Source organism: Rhodococcus sp. MEB041, assembly GCF_030208955.1.
Classification (GTDB): Bacteria; Actinomycetota; Actinomycetes; order Mycobacteriales; family Mycobacteriaceae; genus Rhodococcoides.
Genome location: NZ_JARVSZ010000001.1, coordinates 601060 through 619657 on the forward strand (window position 1 = coordinate 601060; position 18598 = coordinate 619657).

The following is an 18598-nucleotide window of genomic DNA, read 5'->3' on the forward strand; positions in this document are numbered from 1 at the left end:
CCTATAACGCACAGACGGTACATTGATCCGTATCGTCATCGTCGTCAAGCGCATCACCAAGCACGTCCCATACTGTCCTATTCTTCTTTCGCTTCTCTGCAGATTCTACGGACGCAGCATGTCTCTCAATGATCTCCTCGCGTCTAGCAATCAAGTCGGGAAGGGACTCTCCTCCCGACCACGTGTACTGCCTACCCTTCATAGCGAACTCGCCAAACGACGCGTCGCCATCGGCACCGGCGTCTTGCCGTACCTTCGATTCAATCGCAATAGCGCGCTCCAAAAGTTCGGGATGCCTCTCAGACAACCCAACCCACTCTGCTTTTCGCTGGTAGAAGCAGAAGTAGCAGCCCGAGCGAGTTCGCCACTCGTAATACTTGGGCAAGCCGATGCCCGCTTCATCAAGGATTCTGAGTACACCATCGTGGTCAATGTTGTCTTCTACGAAGGGTAGGACGGTTCTGATGTTTGGCTTGGTACTGACGTAACCTTTACGGCTTGCTTCATCCGCTCTGATAGCTACATACGAGACGGCAGCATCTTCGCCGATCCACTCCTCGAGTGGTTCGATCTTCATCTTTTTGGTGCACCAACGCATCTGCGGTGAAGGTAGCGCGCCACGGTACACCTCAAACCAATGATCGAACCCCTTGCGAGGGTTCAAGCGGGCGATGGGCTTGCCAAGAGCTGTTTCAAGTTTGTCGAGGTACTCATAGGTTTCGGGGAGCTCGGCGCCGGTATCACAGAAGAAGTACTCCATATTGGGTACGCGGTCACGCAGGTACATAGCCAGAGCGCTGGAGTCTTTTCCGCCACTGATTCCACAGATGTGGCGTTCGGTGCTAGCCATGCTGCACGTCCTTTCGATCGGGTGCCACGTTCTCGGGAGCGACCTCTCGGTCGTCTCCCACCACCAACCTTGCCATGAGCATCCGACACGCGGTGGTCCTAGATCCCCACAGCTGGGTCAGTTGCTCAAGCAGGGGGTCCAAAAACTCGTCTACCGCGGACGACTCTCGTGCAGTAATCGAGACGATTTCGGTGGTCTCGGACCCATCCGCCTTGGTGATCGTCAGTCTGCTTGTCGCGTAGCCGTCGAGCTCGCCTGTGGATGCGATGCGCTCGTACAGCAGTGCCTGAGTTCGACGCATCGATCCGCCGACCTCGGCGACGGCGAGGGGAAACCTGAACGCGATGTCGTCGGTCCACACCCGTGGAGCATGTCCTTCTGACACGACCATCGCGACGTTCTCAAGCCACCGTTGATCGTCCAAGGGGCGTGCGAGCGCACCGATAAAGGCACGCAGTTTTGGCTCAAGAACTCGACCATCGAGGTTAGTAGCTTGACCAGTTAGGCGGTGACGGACCTCAGTTAGCGACCCATTGGTGGCAGTCGCAAGCGCGAGATGTTCTTCTACTTCGTCGAGAAGTCGTGAGTAGATCGCTCTTAACTCCAGGATCACATCAGCAAGATGGTCTGCGTACTTCTGAGCCGCAACGTGGTTCTGCGTCGCGGTCCCGACATCAAGTTCGACATCGAAGATCCGCGGAAGTGATTCGAAAACAAGCACGTCGGGTTCGGATGCGAGCTTAAACGCGTTACGAACCTCTATTGCCTGTTGGGATAAATTTCTCTTTGTCTTCTGAGCATAGGGGGGAAGCAAGCGCAGCTCCCTGTACAGGGCGGTTGCTACATTCAGGAAGGTGGGACCCGCGGTGCCACCTTTGATCTTCAACCGCTCAGACAGTGCATCGAGCACAATCCTGCGGCTCCCCGAACGCGTGTTCGAGTATTTGAAAGTGAAGTGGTTAGGGTTCCGTGTTAGTCGCTCGGCAATGGCGTCGTCTAGTGCCAACACCAGACTTCCATGCTCGTACAGTGCGACTTGATCCGCGTGTTTGATCAACAAGGTTAGGACAAATATGGGTATGACGCCATCCTTGAGCCCAATAGGCGGAGCTTTGAGCAGGTCAAAGACTGAGGTGAGGCTTCGACGCTGTGTCGCAGGCGCTGCGAGCACTTCTTCCGCGGTCAGCCATGCCTTGCGCCATGGGCCTGAATAAGGTGCCTGAATTTGCCAGTCGTTGTCCGGCGTGGCGACCCGGTGAATGCCGGTCGAGCGGAATAGAGCTTCGTAAATGGCTCGTTCTGGTCCGTAGCCTGTCAGGCCGAACGTCTCCACGCCCGCATTTTGCAGCATTGCTTCGATAAGCACTCGACGAGCCTTCGCGCCCTGGCTTGTCAGTTCGCGGCGTGCAATCATCTCGTTAGCCACCCGCGGGCTGCCTGAGTAGACGTTGTCGGCCACTGCAGACAGCATCGACGAGAGACCAGTCCTGGGCTCAAGAGTTTGCGTTCCGCCCACTTGCACCCACGCTGCACTGCTGTCCCATGTGCGCTCTACTTCTGTCCGAAGTGCTTGCGTCGCAGCTGCGGTCCTCTCCGAAAGTTCCCTCTGAGCGACCCAGTCCGCGTTCTCGGTCTCGGCGTTTTTCAGAGCTACCTGCAAGCCAGCAGATTCGATAGCAGCCGCACGGATGTTGTTAACGTTAATGGGTACGACATTGATAATGGGACGTCCGTCGGCTCGCTCGGTCGTTCCATTGACCCCCGTCTCGGTGCAGTACCGGACGACGCCATCCCATTCAGGTCCGAGGTTCTCGTCAGCGAGAAGTTCAGCATCCGCGAACCTCCGCTCGAAGATTCTGAGGATTCCTGTCCGTTGGCTGTGCCGACCGGCAACTGCTGGTTCAAGAGGAGTTGCCGCGTTCAATAGATCGCTCAAACTCTTATCAGCGCATTCGCGCTTGCCGCGCTCAATCGAGTATCGCAGGTTGTAATCGGAGCCTTGCCAGATTCTGTATTCATCGGAAAAATCGCGGTATACAATGAGTCCGTGCTCCTCAAGGCGGTTCAAAACCTTCTGAACGTCGCCCAGGGTTTTGGCTCCAGGTCGCCCAGTGATCAACGCGAAAGCAAGAAGCGACTTTGACGCACGGATGGCACCTCCGCTAGAGATGAGGTTGAGAAGACCAATAGACTTCACCGCTTCAAGCTCGAGTTCGTTCAAGCCAGAGGTGTCCCGAATTCGAGTCTCGATTTCCATCCAACGACTCGCGCCCTCTGAAACCCCGACCATGTTAGAAGCTGAGTCTAGGAAGTAGTCGTATATTCTGCCGAGGCCGAGTAGAGGGATAGTTGAGGATGGTTTCCATTCCTGGGACTCAAGGAACCGTGGCACGGCGAGAGGCTCCGAGCCGGCTACGAACGAGAACAAGGTGCGCTCGTTCTGGCCGTATCGTGTGCACAGGTCGGGAAGTACGGCGAGGGCGAGCGGGTGCAACGGGAAGGCCGCTGCCGCTTCGGCGGATAGGTCCCTTAATCCGAGACCGTCGATCACGATTCGGTTTTTGTCGACCCATTTCGATGCAGCTGTTGCAAATTGCGCGGATTTCTGTTGAAAGCACGCGGAAACCAATTGTCGAGACTGAGCGGGTGTTTCGACATACGGGATGTCTTGGAACCGACCTTGCACTTTGGCCCACTCACGGCGCCGTGTGCTGCTGGTCTCCTGAACGTACTCATCGAAAGCGAGATGTTGCATAGTTAAAACGATCAGCGGTAGCGCTCTAGTACCCTGAGTAGCCTCCGCGAGCTCTTGAAGCAAGAAGGGATCGCCGGATCCGCCCGACGCCGCATAGGCCTCCAAGTTCTTGCCGAACTCGTCCACGACGAGAATGACTGGGCGGATCGCACACAGGTTGACTACTGCCGAGCGGACCTCCTCAGGACTCGGCGTCTCCGTCGAAACGGCAGAGAAGTAATTTGGTACGACTGTTTGGTCAGCGCCGAAGGACCTTACGGCACCCGAATGAAGTGCCCTCGCTATCGTTGCACTCACCGGTTCGGCGCGCGCAGTCGCGAACGCTCGCACGAAGCCCTCGCCAGCATCTCCTATAGCGGATACCCCTGCCTCCAGCAGACGGTGTACTTCGGCGTCTGCGGACCTGAGGGTTGTATGTGCTTGTTCGAACTCCTCCGTACGGCTAGGGGAAAGCAGGCCGTCGAGGAAGACCGCCAAGGATGACTTTCCGCCTCCATGTGGCCCGGTTATCGAGAACGTCCTCCCGGATGCTGGGTTGGACAGTCCGCGTGCAATTCGGGCCACGACGTCGATTGCTCGTCCTGTCGGCATGTAGCCCGCAGTTGCCCCGGAGCCATAGTCACGCTCGATATTTGCTGAACGGGCGAATCTGGCTCGGGTCTCTACGAAATCGGCAAGAACGGTCACGCTGCACTACCCTTCTTTCCGGCAGTAGTTTTGTTAGCAACGGCGCCGAGCTTGCGCCTCACTTCGCGACCCGACAGGGCGGGCTCCATGGCACGATGTCCCGCAACCTCCAAATTCTCAAGCATTAGGAGATCGGGCCGGCGGGCGCTATGGCGCGCTAGTAACACAGCGAGAGCCGCGTATTCGGGCTCCATGTCAACAGCGAGCTGACTCGCACCGGCGGGCCTAGCAAGCCTTATCGAAGGAACGGCCTTCGCGGTCGACTCGATTGCTGCACGGATTTGGTCCTCCGAGATCTTGAGCAGACGACCGGGAGACCCTGGGTCCGTGGCTAGGCGGTTGATCGACGTGGTCCGACTCCCATTGGCCTCGCGGCTCATGTAGTCCAAGCAGCAGTACGTGATTGCTTCGTGCGGAAGTCCCGCTTTCTCGCCCCGCACGAAGCGGTAGCGTCCGCCACGACCCGGAGAAGACTGAATCAATTGCAGTTCTCTGAAGGGTGAGTCAATCAGTTCGTCGATTGTCTGTCGGCCGCGTAGTTCTCTTCGGCTATACATTCGCAACAAGCAGTCAACGTCCTTCTGAATACTACTCAGCTTCGGTTGGTTCCAGGTCGTTGCGGCGACCTCGTCAGCTACGTAAGCCGTTAGTTCCTTGTCGGAAAAATCAATGGCGGAAAAATCGTTGAACGTGAGGCGCCAAATTGGAAGATTGGACCTTGCGGAAACCGCGTGCCAGTGAAGGATCCAGAGGGTACTAAGATCTTCAGAGTAGGGGTCGAGGCCCACCGAGTCATCGAACAGAGCGCTACCGAGTTTCGTGGGCACGTAGATTGATTGCCGAGGGCTATCAGGATGTGGCTCCCGGGTTATGACCTTGACACTCAGGGTCCAGAACCGGATAGCCTCAACCATGTTCTTACCCACCCCGAGCGTAACGGGAGACTCAGGTGCATTAAAGACATTGGGATTGGCCAGAGCCGCATCAAAGCCCTTCTTGATCCAACCAAACCGCGGATGAAACGTTTGGTGATTAGCGAAGGACGGGGCCGCCGCGAGCTCGATAGACATTTAGTGTCCCGTCCTTGCTGATATTCGGCGGACTTTTGCCACCGCGTCAGCGATCAGATCGACTGCCTCATCAACCTCTGCTTGGGTGGTGGGTCGTCCGAGTGAAATCCGAACGGACTCAGCCGCCTCTTGGTGGCTCAGCCCCATGGCGATCAATACGTGTGAAGGCGTAGGCACGGCCGACTGGCAAGCGCTTCCCGCCGACATGGCTACCTCGGGCACAACCGCCATGACGGATTCAGCATCGGCTCCAGCGAAATGCAAATTCAGAGTGTTGCTCAGACATTCGGCGGTCTTGGAGTTCACGGTAACGTCGTCCACTTGCTCCAGGATTCCTGTCAACAGTCGGTCCTTCAGAGCGGTGATTCGGATGCGATCATTAGCCGTCTCCTCTGACGCCAACTCAGCGGCCACACCCAGTCCGATAATCCCTTGCGTGTTGTGCGTTCCGCCGCGCAACCCGTGTTCTTGCCCGCCGCCCCCGACGACCGGGGTGAGGACTTTCTGCACGTGGCGGGACGCAATTAAGGCCCCACCGCCCTTTGGGCCGTATATCTTGTGGCTGCTCAGGACCATGATATCGATGTCGCCGCAGTCCGACTTCACGTCGGCCTTGCCAACGAGCTGCGTCAGGTCCGAAAAGTGCAGAGCGCCGTTCTCATGGGCGGCCGTTGAGACCACCTCGGCCTTGGGCCCTAACACCCCGGTCTCGTTATTCGCGGCCATCACCGCTACGACAGAGACGGACGAGTCGATCAAGTCTCGTAGATGGTCGACGTCGACAGTTCCGTCGCCCCTGACCCGGACGCTCCGAACTGAGCCCCCCGTGAGGCGTGCTCCGAGTGACGCCGCCGCCAGAACAGCTTTGTGTTCCGTGTCCGTGACGACCACGTTGGGGCGCAGTGGGTCGGCCAACATCGCACCCAGTAGGCCGATCGTGGCAGCTTCAGAGGCGCCGCTGGTGAAGACTACGTCGCGGGCTGGGCGCGAAACCAGGCTCGCTACGCGATGCCTAGCGTGTTCGACAGCCTCCGCGGCGGCTTGACCTGGGAGATGCTGAACGCTTGCCGGATTTGCGAACAGCTCGTCTGCACCATCCATGGCAGCCGTGACCCGAGGGTCGACCGGCGTCGATGCGTTGTAGTCAAGGTAAATCATGTCGCTCCAATGGTAGTGCTCCCACCCAAGGGGCGCGTGCGTGACGCGCCTTGGGGACATGTGCACTTTTACACAGAGCTCTGACACGTGGTGCGGACCCTAGTCAGGCGGGTTCAGACGAAGCTCACGCACAGTCCTGACCTCCCGACCTCCCGATCGTGTGGTCAGTTGGTTCCTGATGTTGGCGTCGGAGCCGCATCGGGCCAATCGAGGCCGAGCCAGCCTACAAGGCGCGCGTTGACGAGCTCCAGCAGGCAGCGCGATCGGTCCGCCAGGAAATCAGAGTCCCACTCAGTGGTCCGCATACCCAGGGAGCTTAGGTGTGGTGTGTGGCGAGACATGTTGACCAACGTGTTCGTAGTTACGCCGAAGGTGACTCCTTCCTGGCTTGCCGAGTCCAGAAGTTTTGTCGCGTCGGCTTGCGAGGGGGCGCCCAGGGCCGCGTAAAGAACACGTTTCTCGCTCCAAGGCCTTGAACTCAACGAACTGTTGGCGCCTCCAGGTGAAAGTACTAAGTTGCCAATTTGATGAATAGTGTCTTTTTCGGTGTACAAGTCGACAGACCAACCATGCTGGTTAGCCTGCGGTGCGATGTGCTCGATGGTCATGTGAACCGTGTCGTTCCAACCGTCTATATTCAGACACGGTGATGCGCCATCTCGGCCGGCCCGGATAAGCCCAGGGCTGTCTTTATCTACGACGGTGTCGTGATAGGCGGCAAGCAAGAGAAATCTCGTGAGATCCTTATTCACTTTGTATATGGGAACTGACGAAGAGGCTGTGATCCACGCGTCCAGGCTCGGGATGTCTCCGTGGTCGGAGGACATCAGTCGCGCCGCCAGTTCCGATTTCAACAACTTGACGCTGGGAGTCGTCGTCGAAGTGGACGTCGTTGAAGTTTGATCCGGGCAACGCGCAAGCGGCGGCATACCGGAAGCAGCGTTGACGCCGGCCATGATCTCTCGATACTCGCGGTCGATGTTCGCCGTTCCACGGCGGGATGACCGCCAGTAGACAGTGAACGCAGTGATGGCTTTGAGTGCGTTCTCGAATTCTTTAGTCATTGCGACGCCCTCAGCACCCTGTGCCTGAATTGCTGTCGAGTAAAACCTTACAAGGGGCGCAATCGCGATGGTGTGATTAAGTGCCTTCAAGAACGACAAGCACAATCTCACATCGTTGGTCATCGCGGCCGTACCGAGCTCAGCGAGCTCTCGATCCGCGTCGTCGGGCGACCAAGTTTTCTGCATGAAGACTGAGGTATCCCTAAGATGCCGTAAAAATGCCCGCCGGTTCTCCGCGACACCCTTGGTATGTTCGAAAGAATCCTTCATGTACCCACGTTGGTCTGCGAGCCGTTTAGAGAGTTTCGCTCCGGACTCCGCCAGCGCGAATGTCACAAGCAGATCACGGGTGGCGGTTTGAAGTCTGTCACCGACCGCAAATTGAGACAGATACGTTTGCACGGCGCTAATATGGAGGTGGGCTGCAGAGTTCTGATATTCACCGAGTCCTTCAGCCATGACAACGCGTGGCAGAAACGTTTCGAAGGCTGTGAGCGGCTCGCCGGTAGTGTTCAGTGACTCGAATATCGTGAACGCGTAGTCTTCGTCTTTGCCTTTGACTACAGTGATTGCAATTCTATTCAATACATAGGATCCGATCGTGACGAGCCGAACCAGTTCGATTTCCGGGCCCTCGTCGAGCGTCTTCAGATATCGACAGAAGTTGTCCTCGAGTTCATGACTGAAAAGCGCTTTTTGAAATTCAGTGTTGTCTGCGAGTACCTTCATCGGCGGCAGCGCTTCGAAGTCGTCCATTTCTTTGTTCTTGGCCAAGTCGGAAAGAATGCTCCGCATTTCGCTGAATCGGCGCGTCAAGTCTGCCTCGCCCTCACCAACGCCTGTACGCGCCTTCGGGCGAAAATCAGTCGGCTGAGCGCTGGATCCGATCTCTCCGTCGGCGAGAACGCTGTAAGAGAAAAGAAGGTGCGCGATCGGTGAATTATATTCGCGTTTGCTAACCTTTTTGGCCCACTGATCGTCGAAGGCCCGAATCAAACGAGGATATAACGGCGAATCGCCGATTTGGTGCTTTTCATAGAATGCAGAACCCAGAGACTTCAAGAGGACAATGGTCTCTTCGTGAAGGTTAGTAAGTGCCTCATTGTCCGCGGCCGGATCAGAGCCTTTGAAAACCATCCAGTGACTTTGCCGGATCATGTTATGTAAGCATACGATCAGCATAAGTAAACTTGAAATCCGTTGCTGGCCGTCTATGACTGTCAGTACCTTCGCAGGGACCTCTGTCTTGACTACGGGCTGCACGGTGGTGTGATTGACGTCGTGAATGGTGATTACGGTTCCGAGGAATGTAAAACTATCGGATGTTTTGCCTAGGTTTGCAAGGCCGTGAAGGGTGTCATCAATCAGTTTCTCGACCTTGTCCTTGCTCCAGCCGTAAGGGCGCTGATATGGGGGAAGGTAAAAACCGAGACCATTCTCGCTAAGAAGCTCCCGAAGACTTCGGCTGTGGGCTTCGAAAATATCTTTTGCTTCTGTGGGCATTTTTCAGATCCCTACTGGCGTGGTGTGATGGACCAAGTCAATCAGACGCCGGTGCGAACGCAGCGACGGGGTAACGCACCTGCGGTGCCCCGCGGTCGACTCCGGTTCGTCAAACATGGAGCCTGCCTTCGCTCCGGCATGGCGAGAGAACCAGGATGCTGGATGCCTGTTCGGGCAAGTGTGCGTCGATGGGGCTGAACCGCGTAGCGAGCACGCTGCGACTTGGGGCAGGAGGCGGCCGCTTAGTCGAGTCGAAGTCAACCCCGCTTGGTGGGTACGGTTGGTCCTACGGGGTCGCCTTCTGAGGGGTGGTGTTGATGCACACTGGTGATGTGTGGTCGAGCGAGCGGCAACGTACGGCGATTGGGCGTTCGGGTCTCTCCATGCCGCTTCGTCGTACGTTGGGTGACGGACTCCTCGCGAGGGGCGAAGCCGTGTTGGATTTCGGGTGCGGTCGCGGTCAGGACGTCAGCAGGCTGGCGCAGATGTCAGTGAAGGCATCCGGTTGGGATCCGTATTACTCACCAGACGTTCCACTTGTACCGCACGACGTGGTGATGTTGACCTATGTCCTTAACGTGATCGAAACCGCCGCAGAGAGAGAGTCCACGCTTTCTCGCGCCTGGGGTCTTGCGACAAAAGTTCTGGTGGTCAGCTGCCGGTTGGACTGGGAGCGCAACAGTGTCCGCGGTCGCACTGCAGGCGATGGTGTGATGACAACCAAACAAACGTTTCAACACTTTTTCAAGACGAAGGAACTACGTGCGCTCGTCGAAAATCTGACAGGCGCATTTTGCATATCTCCCACTCCGGGGGTCGTTTACGCGTTCCGCCGCGAAGAGACCAAACTAGCGTACCTCGCGCGCGGCGCTTTCTCCGAGTTCGCATGGGCCGAGGACCACGATCGTGCATCGGCTATGCGGGAGATAGTTGCCTTCACTGAAGGTAGGGGGAGGATGCCGCTTTTCGAAGAGGTTCCAGAGTCGGTAAAGCCGTTCTATGCAACAACGTCGATGCTGGCTCTTCGTCGTCTGGTGCTCGAAGGGGCTAAGCCTGGAGCAGTGGAGCTTGGCAAGCGAAACGCAACTTTGAATACACTCTTATATCTTGGCACATCTTTGTTCAGCGGCCGACCGAAGCAGCAGGACATGCCGGCGGCGGTGCAAGCCGATATCAAGCATTGCTTCGGGACGTATCGATCCGCATGCATGAGGGCCGATCGCCTCCTCCTCAAAATACGAGACGATGCATACGTCCGGGGGGCGATGAAGAACTCGGTGGGCAAGATGACCGCATCGGCGCTCTATGTGCACGAGACCGCAGTGTCAGGCATGCCCGTTGTATTAAAGCTGTATGAGCATTGTGGTTTCGTTGCGGCGGGAAGACCTGCTAATTGGAATATCTTAAAGTTGGACCACAGGGGACGACGAGTCTCCTGGTCTAGCTACCCCGCGTTCGACTCCGATCCGCATCCGACCTTGGACTGGACCTTTGGTGTCGATATGCATACCCTCGAGTCGCGCCGGCAAGAGTTTGGTTCACGGTCGAATCGGCCCCTCTTGCACCGTAAAGAAGAGTTTTTGTCACCCGATCACGAGCAAGTACCGGACCTGAAGCGGCTGACGTCAGCGGAGGTTCGAGCAGGTTTGTATTCCAATCCGAATCAGATCGGTCTCGAAGACGGATGGGAAGCGGAGCTGAAGAGGTGCGGGGTCAGCATACAAGGCCACAGCTTGGTGGAGAGATCGTGACCGCGATCGTGAGAACTTTTGCTGATGTATCCGTTTCTCGTCGGGGAGATCGATGCATGCTATCTCTTGGGTCGACTCAGGAAACGCCCCAGCAACCACCGCGCAGCTTAGAACGAAAATCGGTTACCAACTTTCTGGCAACAATTGAAACATCATGATTTAATTCTTGTCGGTCTGAAACCTGCGACCGGTGAGCGCTGAGGCTTCCCCTCCACCGGGAGTCAACGGGAGCCGACGTCAGATGGGTATTTAGCGTGAGTGCAGACGTCACGGGCCTGGTCGCGTAGTGGTTGCTCAGTCATCGGCGAGCTGGTAGGGCTCAAACATCCGCGCCTGCGACCACAAAGGGAAGCCGTCCGGTAGTGAGCGGTAAATTCCCATGGCAGCGCCCATCGTCCGTTTATGCAACAAGGGGAGCCGACTTGCCGCAGCAACAATCGCCAAATCGGCTCCGTCGCGGTGTAGCGCTCGGTCAAGGTGCCCTCTGATGGGCAAGCTCGCGGACTTGTCTAGATTGCATTGCTGATCCGACAGAACCAAGTTGTAGAGGCCGTCGATCGGCACGCGAGACCAAGGGATGACGTGGTCAACATGTACCTTGCCCGTGAGCTCCCTGGAACAGTAGAAGCAACGATTTTGCTGCATGAGACGGAGCGGCGTGACCGTCTTCAGCAGGTTTGCCCTGGTTGCACCGAATAGAAAATCAGAGAGGTCATCCGCGTCAAGCTGCGTCTTGTTCATCGCCCGGACGTCCGCTAACCAGACGGAAGTCAGGTAGGACTTCAGCAAGATTGCATTGTGACGCAGCGTAGCGGCGCATTCGGGTCGGAGAACAACAAATCGGTGTTGATCCAACTCCCTACGTGTCATTTTCTTCCGAAAATATTGCGCGTCGAACAGGAAATTTTCTTGAAACGCGGTCTTGCGCCCCGCAACGGTATGAAAATGCGCGAGCGGTTGTTGGGCAAGCAATAGTTCAAACCTGCGGATCATGTTCAAGTACTCAAGATGTCCAGATTCCTTAGCAGACTCTGCGGAAGACAGCTTTGGATGACTTGAGACAAACTTCTCGATGATTTGCGGTATGGATTTCCCGTTCGAATATGCCTGACGAAGCGATTTGCCATTCTGATATGGTCGAATTTGTGGCCAGTAGTACGCTACAACGTGATGTGCAAGCTCGCCTATCGGCACGGTAAGGGTTCCGTCTTCAGCTTGATCATTTTCGACGGAGATGTCGATAAGCGCGACAAGAACGGCAAGTTTGTACGTGGAACCGCGCCTACCGGATTCAATTAGTTCAACCAGGCGTTGGGTGAAGGCTAAGGGGTCAAACGGGTTTTGTACCACGGGGCTCAACTTTGGCTGCCCGAGCCAGATGGCTCAACGAATGTCCAGGATGAAGGAGATGAAGAAATACCGTCGCCCAACGATGGCAGCGGCTTCATCGGTCCACTTGCTGATACCGGGGAATCGAAGCATTCTTGCAGTGCGGTCTCTGTCAGCGGATCTATAGGAGCCAGACCCCTCTGCAGGTCCGAGTTCAAGAACCCGAATCGGATACCTCGGCGGTTGCCCGGAAAGTTGTCTGGAATCGCATGGTCGAGTTCTTGGTCGACCTGAATTGTAAACGTGTAGGTAAATAGATGCGGCTCAGGCCATGGTACATCCGTCGCTGGCTTCGCAACGCCCGTCGCGGTAGCCACTGCGATTAGTCCAGAGCCCGGCCTTTTTCCACCGCCGCGCCACACGAAGACGGTGTCCCCTGGCACTACTGATCTCGCGGCTTTCTGGCCCCCCGTGCTCGACCGGACCCCAAGCATTTTTCTATGTCTACAGATGTCCCAATTTCTTTGGTCGCTGTACGCAAGGCAGAAGATATAGGCGGCCACGGTGTTCTAGACTACTCGGGCACGCTGGATGATACTGTCCATCCGTGTTTCTCAGTGTGTCGGCATCGTTGGGCTGCACCGTCGAGGTCTGATCGGTCAGGTTTGATAACGAGATACTGGCGGCCCGCTGGGGCGGGGGAATTTACCCACCGGGAAGTGCTGGTCGAAGGAAGAGAACAAAGTTTCGCCCCGACCGCGGCTAATGTTCGGCTCGGTGATGTCGATGTCGATGGTGACCGCGAAGGATTGTTTGTCGAGTTCGTCGTATCGGAAGTCGGCGTGTCCGGCAGTGTCGGGAACCACGGTTCGCGTGCCCATAAGTCGGATCGGCATGTCTCCGCACCCACGACGACGAAGGCCGAGCTACACGTTTGGCGGCGTACGGAGCTGCCCGTGCGGAAGCGATCCAGCCGGTATGGGGGAGTTCGAACACCCCGCGTGCCCGGAGCAGCGCGGTCTCGTCGATGTGCGTCCAGCGGACACTCGCGCTGATGAGCATCAATGCGCGCCCGTCCTGGGTGAGGTCGTCGAGCAACGTGTCGATCTCGACAGGCTGTGAAGCCGGGGTCGTCGTCCGGGGATGCCGTACGCGCCGAGAGGGGACTCATTCATGTGACTACCCCGACGGCCCGCTTGCGACAAAAGCCATGACGAGCGACCACTTGATCGCTCACCCCATGGTTACCCAAGGGGTACGGCAGGTTTTCACGCGCGACTGCCAGCACGGCGTCACGTCTGAGTCGGTCGAAGCTTGGGGCTCAGGGTAATGTTGTATTAGTGAAAGACCGATACCGTGTATCGATGGGCGTTGGTCGCGGCCCGACATTGGCGTGATCGCTGTCCTGTGAAGCCCGGTTTCCTCGTCGACACGCTGCACCCGGAGCGCCGGCGGGTCGACGTCCAGGGTGTCCACGTTCCGCCCGACCCGGGGTTTTTGGTCATCAATCGGTAAACGAGGTGGACGGAGTGGTCGACACCCTGGCCGTTGCTGGCTTGATCACCGTGGAGATCTGACGCGGCGCGAAATCAGCCTCCATGTGACCCACTGTTGGTCGACTCGACTGCGTTTATCAGCAATCGCAACGCAACTCTGTGGCGAAGAACTCGTATGGACATCGATCACAAAAGTTTCTTCGTACTGTGGAACGGGACCGAAGACGGGCTGACGCGCGATGATCGAGAACGGTGGATCGAGTCCACTGCCCAGGGCAACACCTATTCCATGACGTGGAGTTTCGGTAGGGGGTACGGCGAGCCCACCCTTGGCGACACGGTATACCTACTTCAGACGGGCCGGGTTCGCGGCGTGGTCGCGAGCGGCACAATAACGTCCGAAGCCCCCTGGTCGGAGGCTCACTGGTCAGGGTCGGGCACTGCGTCCTACGTCGGAGTGGACTGGGATCTCATGCTGGACGACGATCAGCGACTGTCCACAGAGGTTCTGATGAATGGCCTCGAAGATTTCAAGTTTCCGGTTCTTGGGTCTGGCCGGCGTGTTCACGAACCGTCCGCGTCCACTCTGCGAACCATGTGGGAGGACCACGTCGAAACCATTGCGAAATCTCAGAAGAACCCCTGGCTCGGTGGACGAACTTCGACCATGGGACGGACGTCCGGGCCCGTTCCGCTGCAGCGGGACACCGTCCACACTTACAACGTCGCCGGGTTCGCTTCCTATGAAGCAGTGCGCGCAGAAGCCGATTTGGTCGACGAGTTCGTCGCACACCTCCAGGCGGGTGGATCACACGTACTCGGCTATCGAATGTAACCGTCGTCCGCCTCGAGGCCGTTGTTCGCAGACACGTTCGATGAGACCACCAACACCCTGTACGAAGCGAAAGCGTCGTCGTCGCGCGAAGCGGTGCGTATGGCATTGGGGCAGTTGCTCGACTATCGGAGGTGGTTCCCGACCGAGCCATCTCTCGCCATGTTGTTGCCGGAGCCTCCGACCTCGGACCTCGTAGAACTACTTAATTCGCACGAAGTTCGATGCGTCGTGAAACGCGGTGACGGGTCCTTCCGAACGCTGTCGGCCAGTCCCGTGTCTGACGTCGCAGCGTTGATGTCGGCGTGTCTGAAGTTGGGTGACCCCGCCTTGTGGTTCCGACCACTGCGTTACCCGGACGGTTTGGCGCTGTGCATTATCGACTCGATCCAATCCACTGGTGCGCACTACGCGAGTGTCGTGAATATCGTGAATAGGTACCGAGCCGAACGCGGTGATGCCGCCAAGACCGATGGCACCGCGGAACTGCTCAGGACCTTCGAAGAGCACGGCGGTGCGGACGGGTGGGCGGCGTCGATAGGCAATCGCAAACCTGCCTCGACGAAGGCCGGCGCACCCCTCAAGGCCGCCATCGTCGAACGAGTCGCTAGGGCGCTGCACGATGCCGGTATAAGAACGACGCACGATCTCCGTGAGCATGCGTCCCTCGAGCCGGGCAACGAGGGGCGCCGAGCATCGACGAAAAAGTTATGGACTTCGATCGAGGCGCAGCGATCCGGCATCACCTGGGAGTACGCGCTCATGCTTGCGGGTCTACCGGGTGTCAAAGCTGATCGAATGGTGCTTCGGTTCGTGGCCGAGGCCACCGGTCGAAATGACGTGACGCCGGAGTCTGCCGCGAAGCTTGTTCGAGATGCGGCCAAGCAGATGGATGTCAGCGCGACAGACTTGGATCATGCGATCTGGAGATCGGCATCTGGGAGGGCTTTTCAGACTGGTGTGTGAACTGACGATCCCGCTTGACCAAGCGAGCGGTTCGACAACGGGTCAGAACTACTAGTCGGCTCCGGTCGAGATCCGAGCACTCGTCTCGACGATTGTGGCGTGGCTATTTGGGAGGGCTAGGCGCACATTCGTCGAATGCACGGCTCCGAAGGGGTTTGCAGATTAACATTGCCCGCGACCCGGAGTTACCACAGAACACTGTGGCGAGGACGTTGCGGACGTCGAGACCGACGCGGTACGAGCGGACGCGCCCGGCAGATTCGGGGTGGTCGCCGGCAGAGCCGTCGGTGCGGCGCTTGTTGTGGTTGTATCCGTCGATGTCGATGTCGATGTCGATGTCGATGCCGACGAAGTTGAACGCCGTAGGCATCGGTTTATCCGGGAGCAGGCCGTGGTTGTCGGAGAACGTGGTGTGGGTCCGTCCCGGAGCACGCGCCGGCGATCCGGTTAGTCCACTACCGGGTGAGCAGATGCAGCGGAATCTAAGGTTTTCCGGGCCAGCTGGCTCTGGACCACTCTGGAGTGTCGACGAGTTCCCTGTTTCTGGTGAGGTCGGCGGTCGATGCCTTGTACACGGCCAATTCTTGACGCATGCCTTCGGTGACCACGATGTACCGCGGGAGAAGCCCGTTTTGGTCGACATGTCTCGCCGTTTTGCGAGATCAATTTCGAACCGGGCACGATACTGCGCGGGATGGTCGTTGATAGCGTCACAAAATGAGGGACCGCGTCACACTCGTGTTCGCCCTCGATGCGCACACGCGGTTACTGACTTATCCGAATTCCCGCCATGCCTACGCGTGCAGCCAGGTTTACCGCAACCACGTCGGAACCCGTAGATTGGCGTCTCTTCTGGGCCGAAATGTCACCCTCCGAAGTGACACGACGGCTTTTTCGTCGTGTCACTCGGATGTCACTCGATTTTGGCTGTGCCGAGCGCCCCTGAGTCTTCATTGCTCGACTTCCAGGTCATCCGCTGGACCCTGCTCTTTCGACATGCGCGTCCGACGGTCGACCCACGACTCGCTACCACGGTAAACTGCTTCAGCTGCCTTACCGACTGTCTGAACACTTGCCTCGACTGCACCGTCACCAACGGCCTTCATGGCACGCAAGACGTCGAGAACGCCCGGATTTTTGGGCTCGTTCCATCCGGCGATCTGAAGTGCTCGGCTTGTGACAAACAAGTCAATGTCGGAACGCAACGGCGCAAGATTCTTTTTCAAGCGTCGAGCGGAGAGTTTCCGATGGAACTCCGAGAGTCGCAGTGTTCCGTATGTGTCGAGCGTGGTTCGTAGACTCGAAACCAGCGCGGTGTCTGCCGCAATATGTTCTCTCAGTGTGGCTTTTGCGCTCTCCAGAACCTGTGGGAGATGATCGTGTTCGCGAAGTTCGACGCGTTCGAGCCTGATTCGCTGCCAGAGGAACAATGATTCCTGAGCAATCAACAGAAGCTGAAGGGTTTCTCCTAGCCGGTCTTTCCGGACCGCCTTTTCGAGCAGATCGGCGCGATCGTCCGCTGCCACGTCAGCCCGTAAGTCGAGAAGAAGCCGTGTGCTGTAATTTCGTAAACGCTCGACACCGATTTCGAGGTCTGGTCCGAGCGCAGCCACGCTGGACCAATCGGTCTCGGTCAATACCGACCCATTGTCCAACTCGCCGGTGAGTCGACGCAGTACTCGTCTGTGACCGAACACGTCGCCAGTTCGCTGAGCGTCGGCAAGCCTAAGAATGTCGGCCGTGGTGTCCTCGATTCTGTCGAGGCTTGCCTGCAGAGGTTCGATCATCGACTCGAGAGCGGAGATCAAAGTGGCGGTTGCGAGCGCGATGTGCGGGCCGCCGGCCATGGACGCCGGCGAAATAGGTGTATTGCTTGTGAAGCGTCCGGTCTCCAGAGATCTCGTGACACGCCGATAGCTGACGCTCTCCACCGGTCCGCGGGACTGCGGAACACCGCGGACTAGATAGGACGCAAATTCCGGTGATTGGACGACACCTGCACAAGCCGATCGAATCCTGTCGAGTACCGACGGGGACAGCGCAGTCTCGCGGTGCGTGATGGAAGAGTCACGACGCCATTCTGCGACAAATTCTGCGACGGCTGTCTTTTGCCCAGCCACCACGGTGCCGAATTCGTCTTCTGACACGAACACCGTGTGATTCGGGTCCTGGATGGCCGGAACTATGTCACTCATACCACCATTTTGCACGAACAGCTGGAGGCTCGTTCTTCGCCCTGCCACGACGTGGCGGCTACCGAGGGTGTCGATAGCGTGGGTAGCACCGTCCCGCACCCCGTCCTGGTCTGCGGCGGCTGAGACGCTCAATCTGCTCCCGTGGTAGCCCCCAGCAGATCCCTCACCGTGTTGGCGACGGTGATGAACTCCGGCTTCTCCATCGTCGCGCTGTACTCCCGGTGCGCCGGGAGGTCGACGTCGAGGACGTCCACGATCCTTCCCGGCCTCGGGCTCATGACGACCACCCGGTTGGCTAGGTAGACGGCTTCGGCGACGGAGTGGGTGACCAGCATGACCGTGGTGCCGGTCTCCCGCCAGATGCGGTGCAGTTCGACGTTCATCTTCTCGCGGGTGAGGGCGTCGAGGGCGCCGAAGGGCTCGTCCATCAGCAGCACCTCGGGCTCGTGCAGTAGAGCGCGGCAGAGGGAGACGCGTTGTTGCATGCCGCCGGACAGCTCGTGGGGGAGTGCTCCCTCGAAACCTGTCAGGCCCGTCATTTCGATCAGCTGGTCGGCCTTCGCCGCGGCATCCTTCTTGTTCATGCCGCGCATCTCTCCCTGGAGGAGAATGTTCTTGCGGACGGTCCGCCATTCCAGCAGCGCGGCACGCTGGAAGACGTAGCCGATGTTGCGCTGGGGTCCCTTCACCTCGCGGCCGGCCAGCTCGACGGAGCCGCGGGACGCACCGGTCAGACCCGCGACCACCTTGAGCAGTGTGGACTTGCCGCAACCCGACGGGCCGGCGATGGAGACGAACTCGCCCCTGCCGACCTTCAGGTCGACGTCGGACAAGGCGGTGACGTCGCCACGCTTGGACGAGAACTGGACCGTGAGGTTGTCGACCGAGACGGCGGTGTCGGTGACGGTGGTGGGGCGTTCGTGGGTGATGGCGCTCATGTCG

At 58.0% G+C, this 18598-nt stretch carries 13 protein-coding genes; 3 read left to right on the plus strand and 10 right to left on the minus strand.

Annotated features, from left to right (window positions below; translation table 11 throughout):
• Position 1: 1 nt before the first annotated feature.
• The 5 genes from QRN16_RS02860 to QRN16_RS02880 all read right to left on the minus strand — a co-directional run bounded on the left by QRN16_RS02860 (position 2) and on the right by QRN16_RS02880 (position 9087).
• On the minus strand, positions 2 to 850 hold the full coding sequence (locus tag QRN16_RS02860) for a phosphoadenosine phosphosulfate reductase family protein (protein WP_285184538.1): 849 nt from the start codon (positions 848 to 850) through the stop codon (positions 2 to 4).
• Positions 843 to 4292, minus strand: coding sequence for a hypothetical protein (locus QRN16_RS02865; protein WP_285184539.1), 3450 nt, complete (start codon positions 4290 to 4292; stop codon positions 843 to 845). The genes QRN16_RS02860 and QRN16_RS02865 overlap by 8 nt, the downstream gene beginning before the upstream one ends.
• Positions 4289 to 5362 carry a DUF4007 family protein gene (locus tag QRN16_RS02870; RefSeq protein ID WP_285184540.1) on the minus strand — a complete coding sequence of 358 codons (1074 nt, stop codon included), beginning with the start codon at positions 5360 to 5362 and terminating at the stop codon, positions 4289 to 4291. The genes QRN16_RS02865 and QRN16_RS02870 overlap by 4 nt, the downstream gene beginning before the upstream one ends.
• Positions 5363 to 6520: a cysteine desulfurase family protein gene (locus QRN16_RS02875; protein ID WP_285184541.1), complete on the minus strand. Its 1158-nt coding sequence runs from the start codon at positions 6518 to 6520 to the stop codon at positions 5363 to 5365. It abuts the gene before it with no gap.
• Positions 6521 to 6684: 164 nt separating this feature from the next.
• Entirely contained in the window at positions 6685 to 9087 is a 2403-nt protein-coding gene (locus QRN16_RS02880; protein WP_285184542.1) for a DUF262 domain-containing protein, read from the minus strand.
• Between the two features lie 317 nt (positions 9088 to 9404).
• Here QRN16_RS02880 and QRN16_RS02885 point away from each other — a divergent pair, with 317 nt between their 5' ends.
• Positions 9405 to 10838 (plus strand): DNA phosphorothioation-associated putative methyltransferase, encoded by a 1434-nt coding sequence (locus QRN16_RS02885; protein WP_285184687.1) that lies wholly within the window; start codon positions 9405 to 9407, stop codon positions 10836 to 10838.
• 294 nt (positions 10839 to 11132) lie between these two features.
• Here QRN16_RS02885 and QRN16_RS02890 read toward each other — a convergent pair whose 3' ends face one another.
• Entirely contained in the window at positions 11133 to 12188 is a 1056-nt protein-coding gene (locus QRN16_RS02890) for an HNH endonuclease (protein ID WP_285184543.1), read from the minus strand.
• Between the two features lie 638 nt (positions 12189 to 12826).
• A complete protein-coding gene (locus QRN16_RS02895; RefSeq protein ID WP_285184544.1) occupies positions 12827 to 13033 on the minus strand; it encodes a hypothetical protein in 207 nt (68 codons plus the stop codon).
• Positions 13034 to 13838: 805 nt separating this feature from the next.
• On the opposite strand from QRN16_RS02895, the gene QRN16_RS02900 reads away from it, so the two are divergent.
• Complete coding sequence (locus QRN16_RS02900; protein WP_285184545.1) at positions 13839 to 14498, plus strand: hypothetical protein; 660 nt, start codon at positions 13839 to 13841, stop codon at positions 14496 to 14498.
• A gap of 21 nt (positions 14499 to 14519) precedes the next feature.
• Positions 14520 to 15461: a DUF8548 family protein gene (locus QRN16_RS02905; protein WP_285184546.1), complete on the plus strand. Its 942-nt coding sequence runs from the start codon at positions 14520 to 14522 to the stop codon at positions 15459 to 15461.
• Positions 15462 to 15564: 103 nt separating this feature from the next.
• Here QRN16_RS02905 and QRN16_RS02910 read toward each other — a convergent pair whose 3' ends face one another.
• The 3 genes from QRN16_RS02910 to QRN16_RS02920 all read right to left on the minus strand — a co-directional run bounded on the left by QRN16_RS02910 (position 15565) and on the right by QRN16_RS02920 (position 18594).
• Positions 15565 to 15831 (minus strand): hypothetical protein, encoded by a 267-nt coding sequence (locus QRN16_RS02910; RefSeq protein WP_285184547.1) that lies wholly within the window; start codon positions 15829 to 15831, stop codon positions 15565 to 15567.
• A gap of 580 nt (positions 15832 to 16411) precedes the next feature.
• Positions 16412 to 17656, minus strand: a complete 1245-nt coding sequence (locus tag QRN16_RS02915; RefSeq protein ID WP_285184548.1) for a hypothetical protein — start codon at positions 17654 to 17656, stop codon at positions 16412 to 16414.
• Positions 17657 to 17784: 128 nt separating this feature from the next.
• The gene (locus QRN16_RS02920) at positions 17785 to 18594 is read right to left on the minus strand and encodes an ABC transporter ATP-binding protein (protein WP_285184549.1); all 810 of its coding nucleotides are present in this window, start codon (positions 18592 to 18594) and stop codon (positions 17785 to 17787) included.
• Positions 18595 to 18598: the final 4 nt, after the last annotated feature.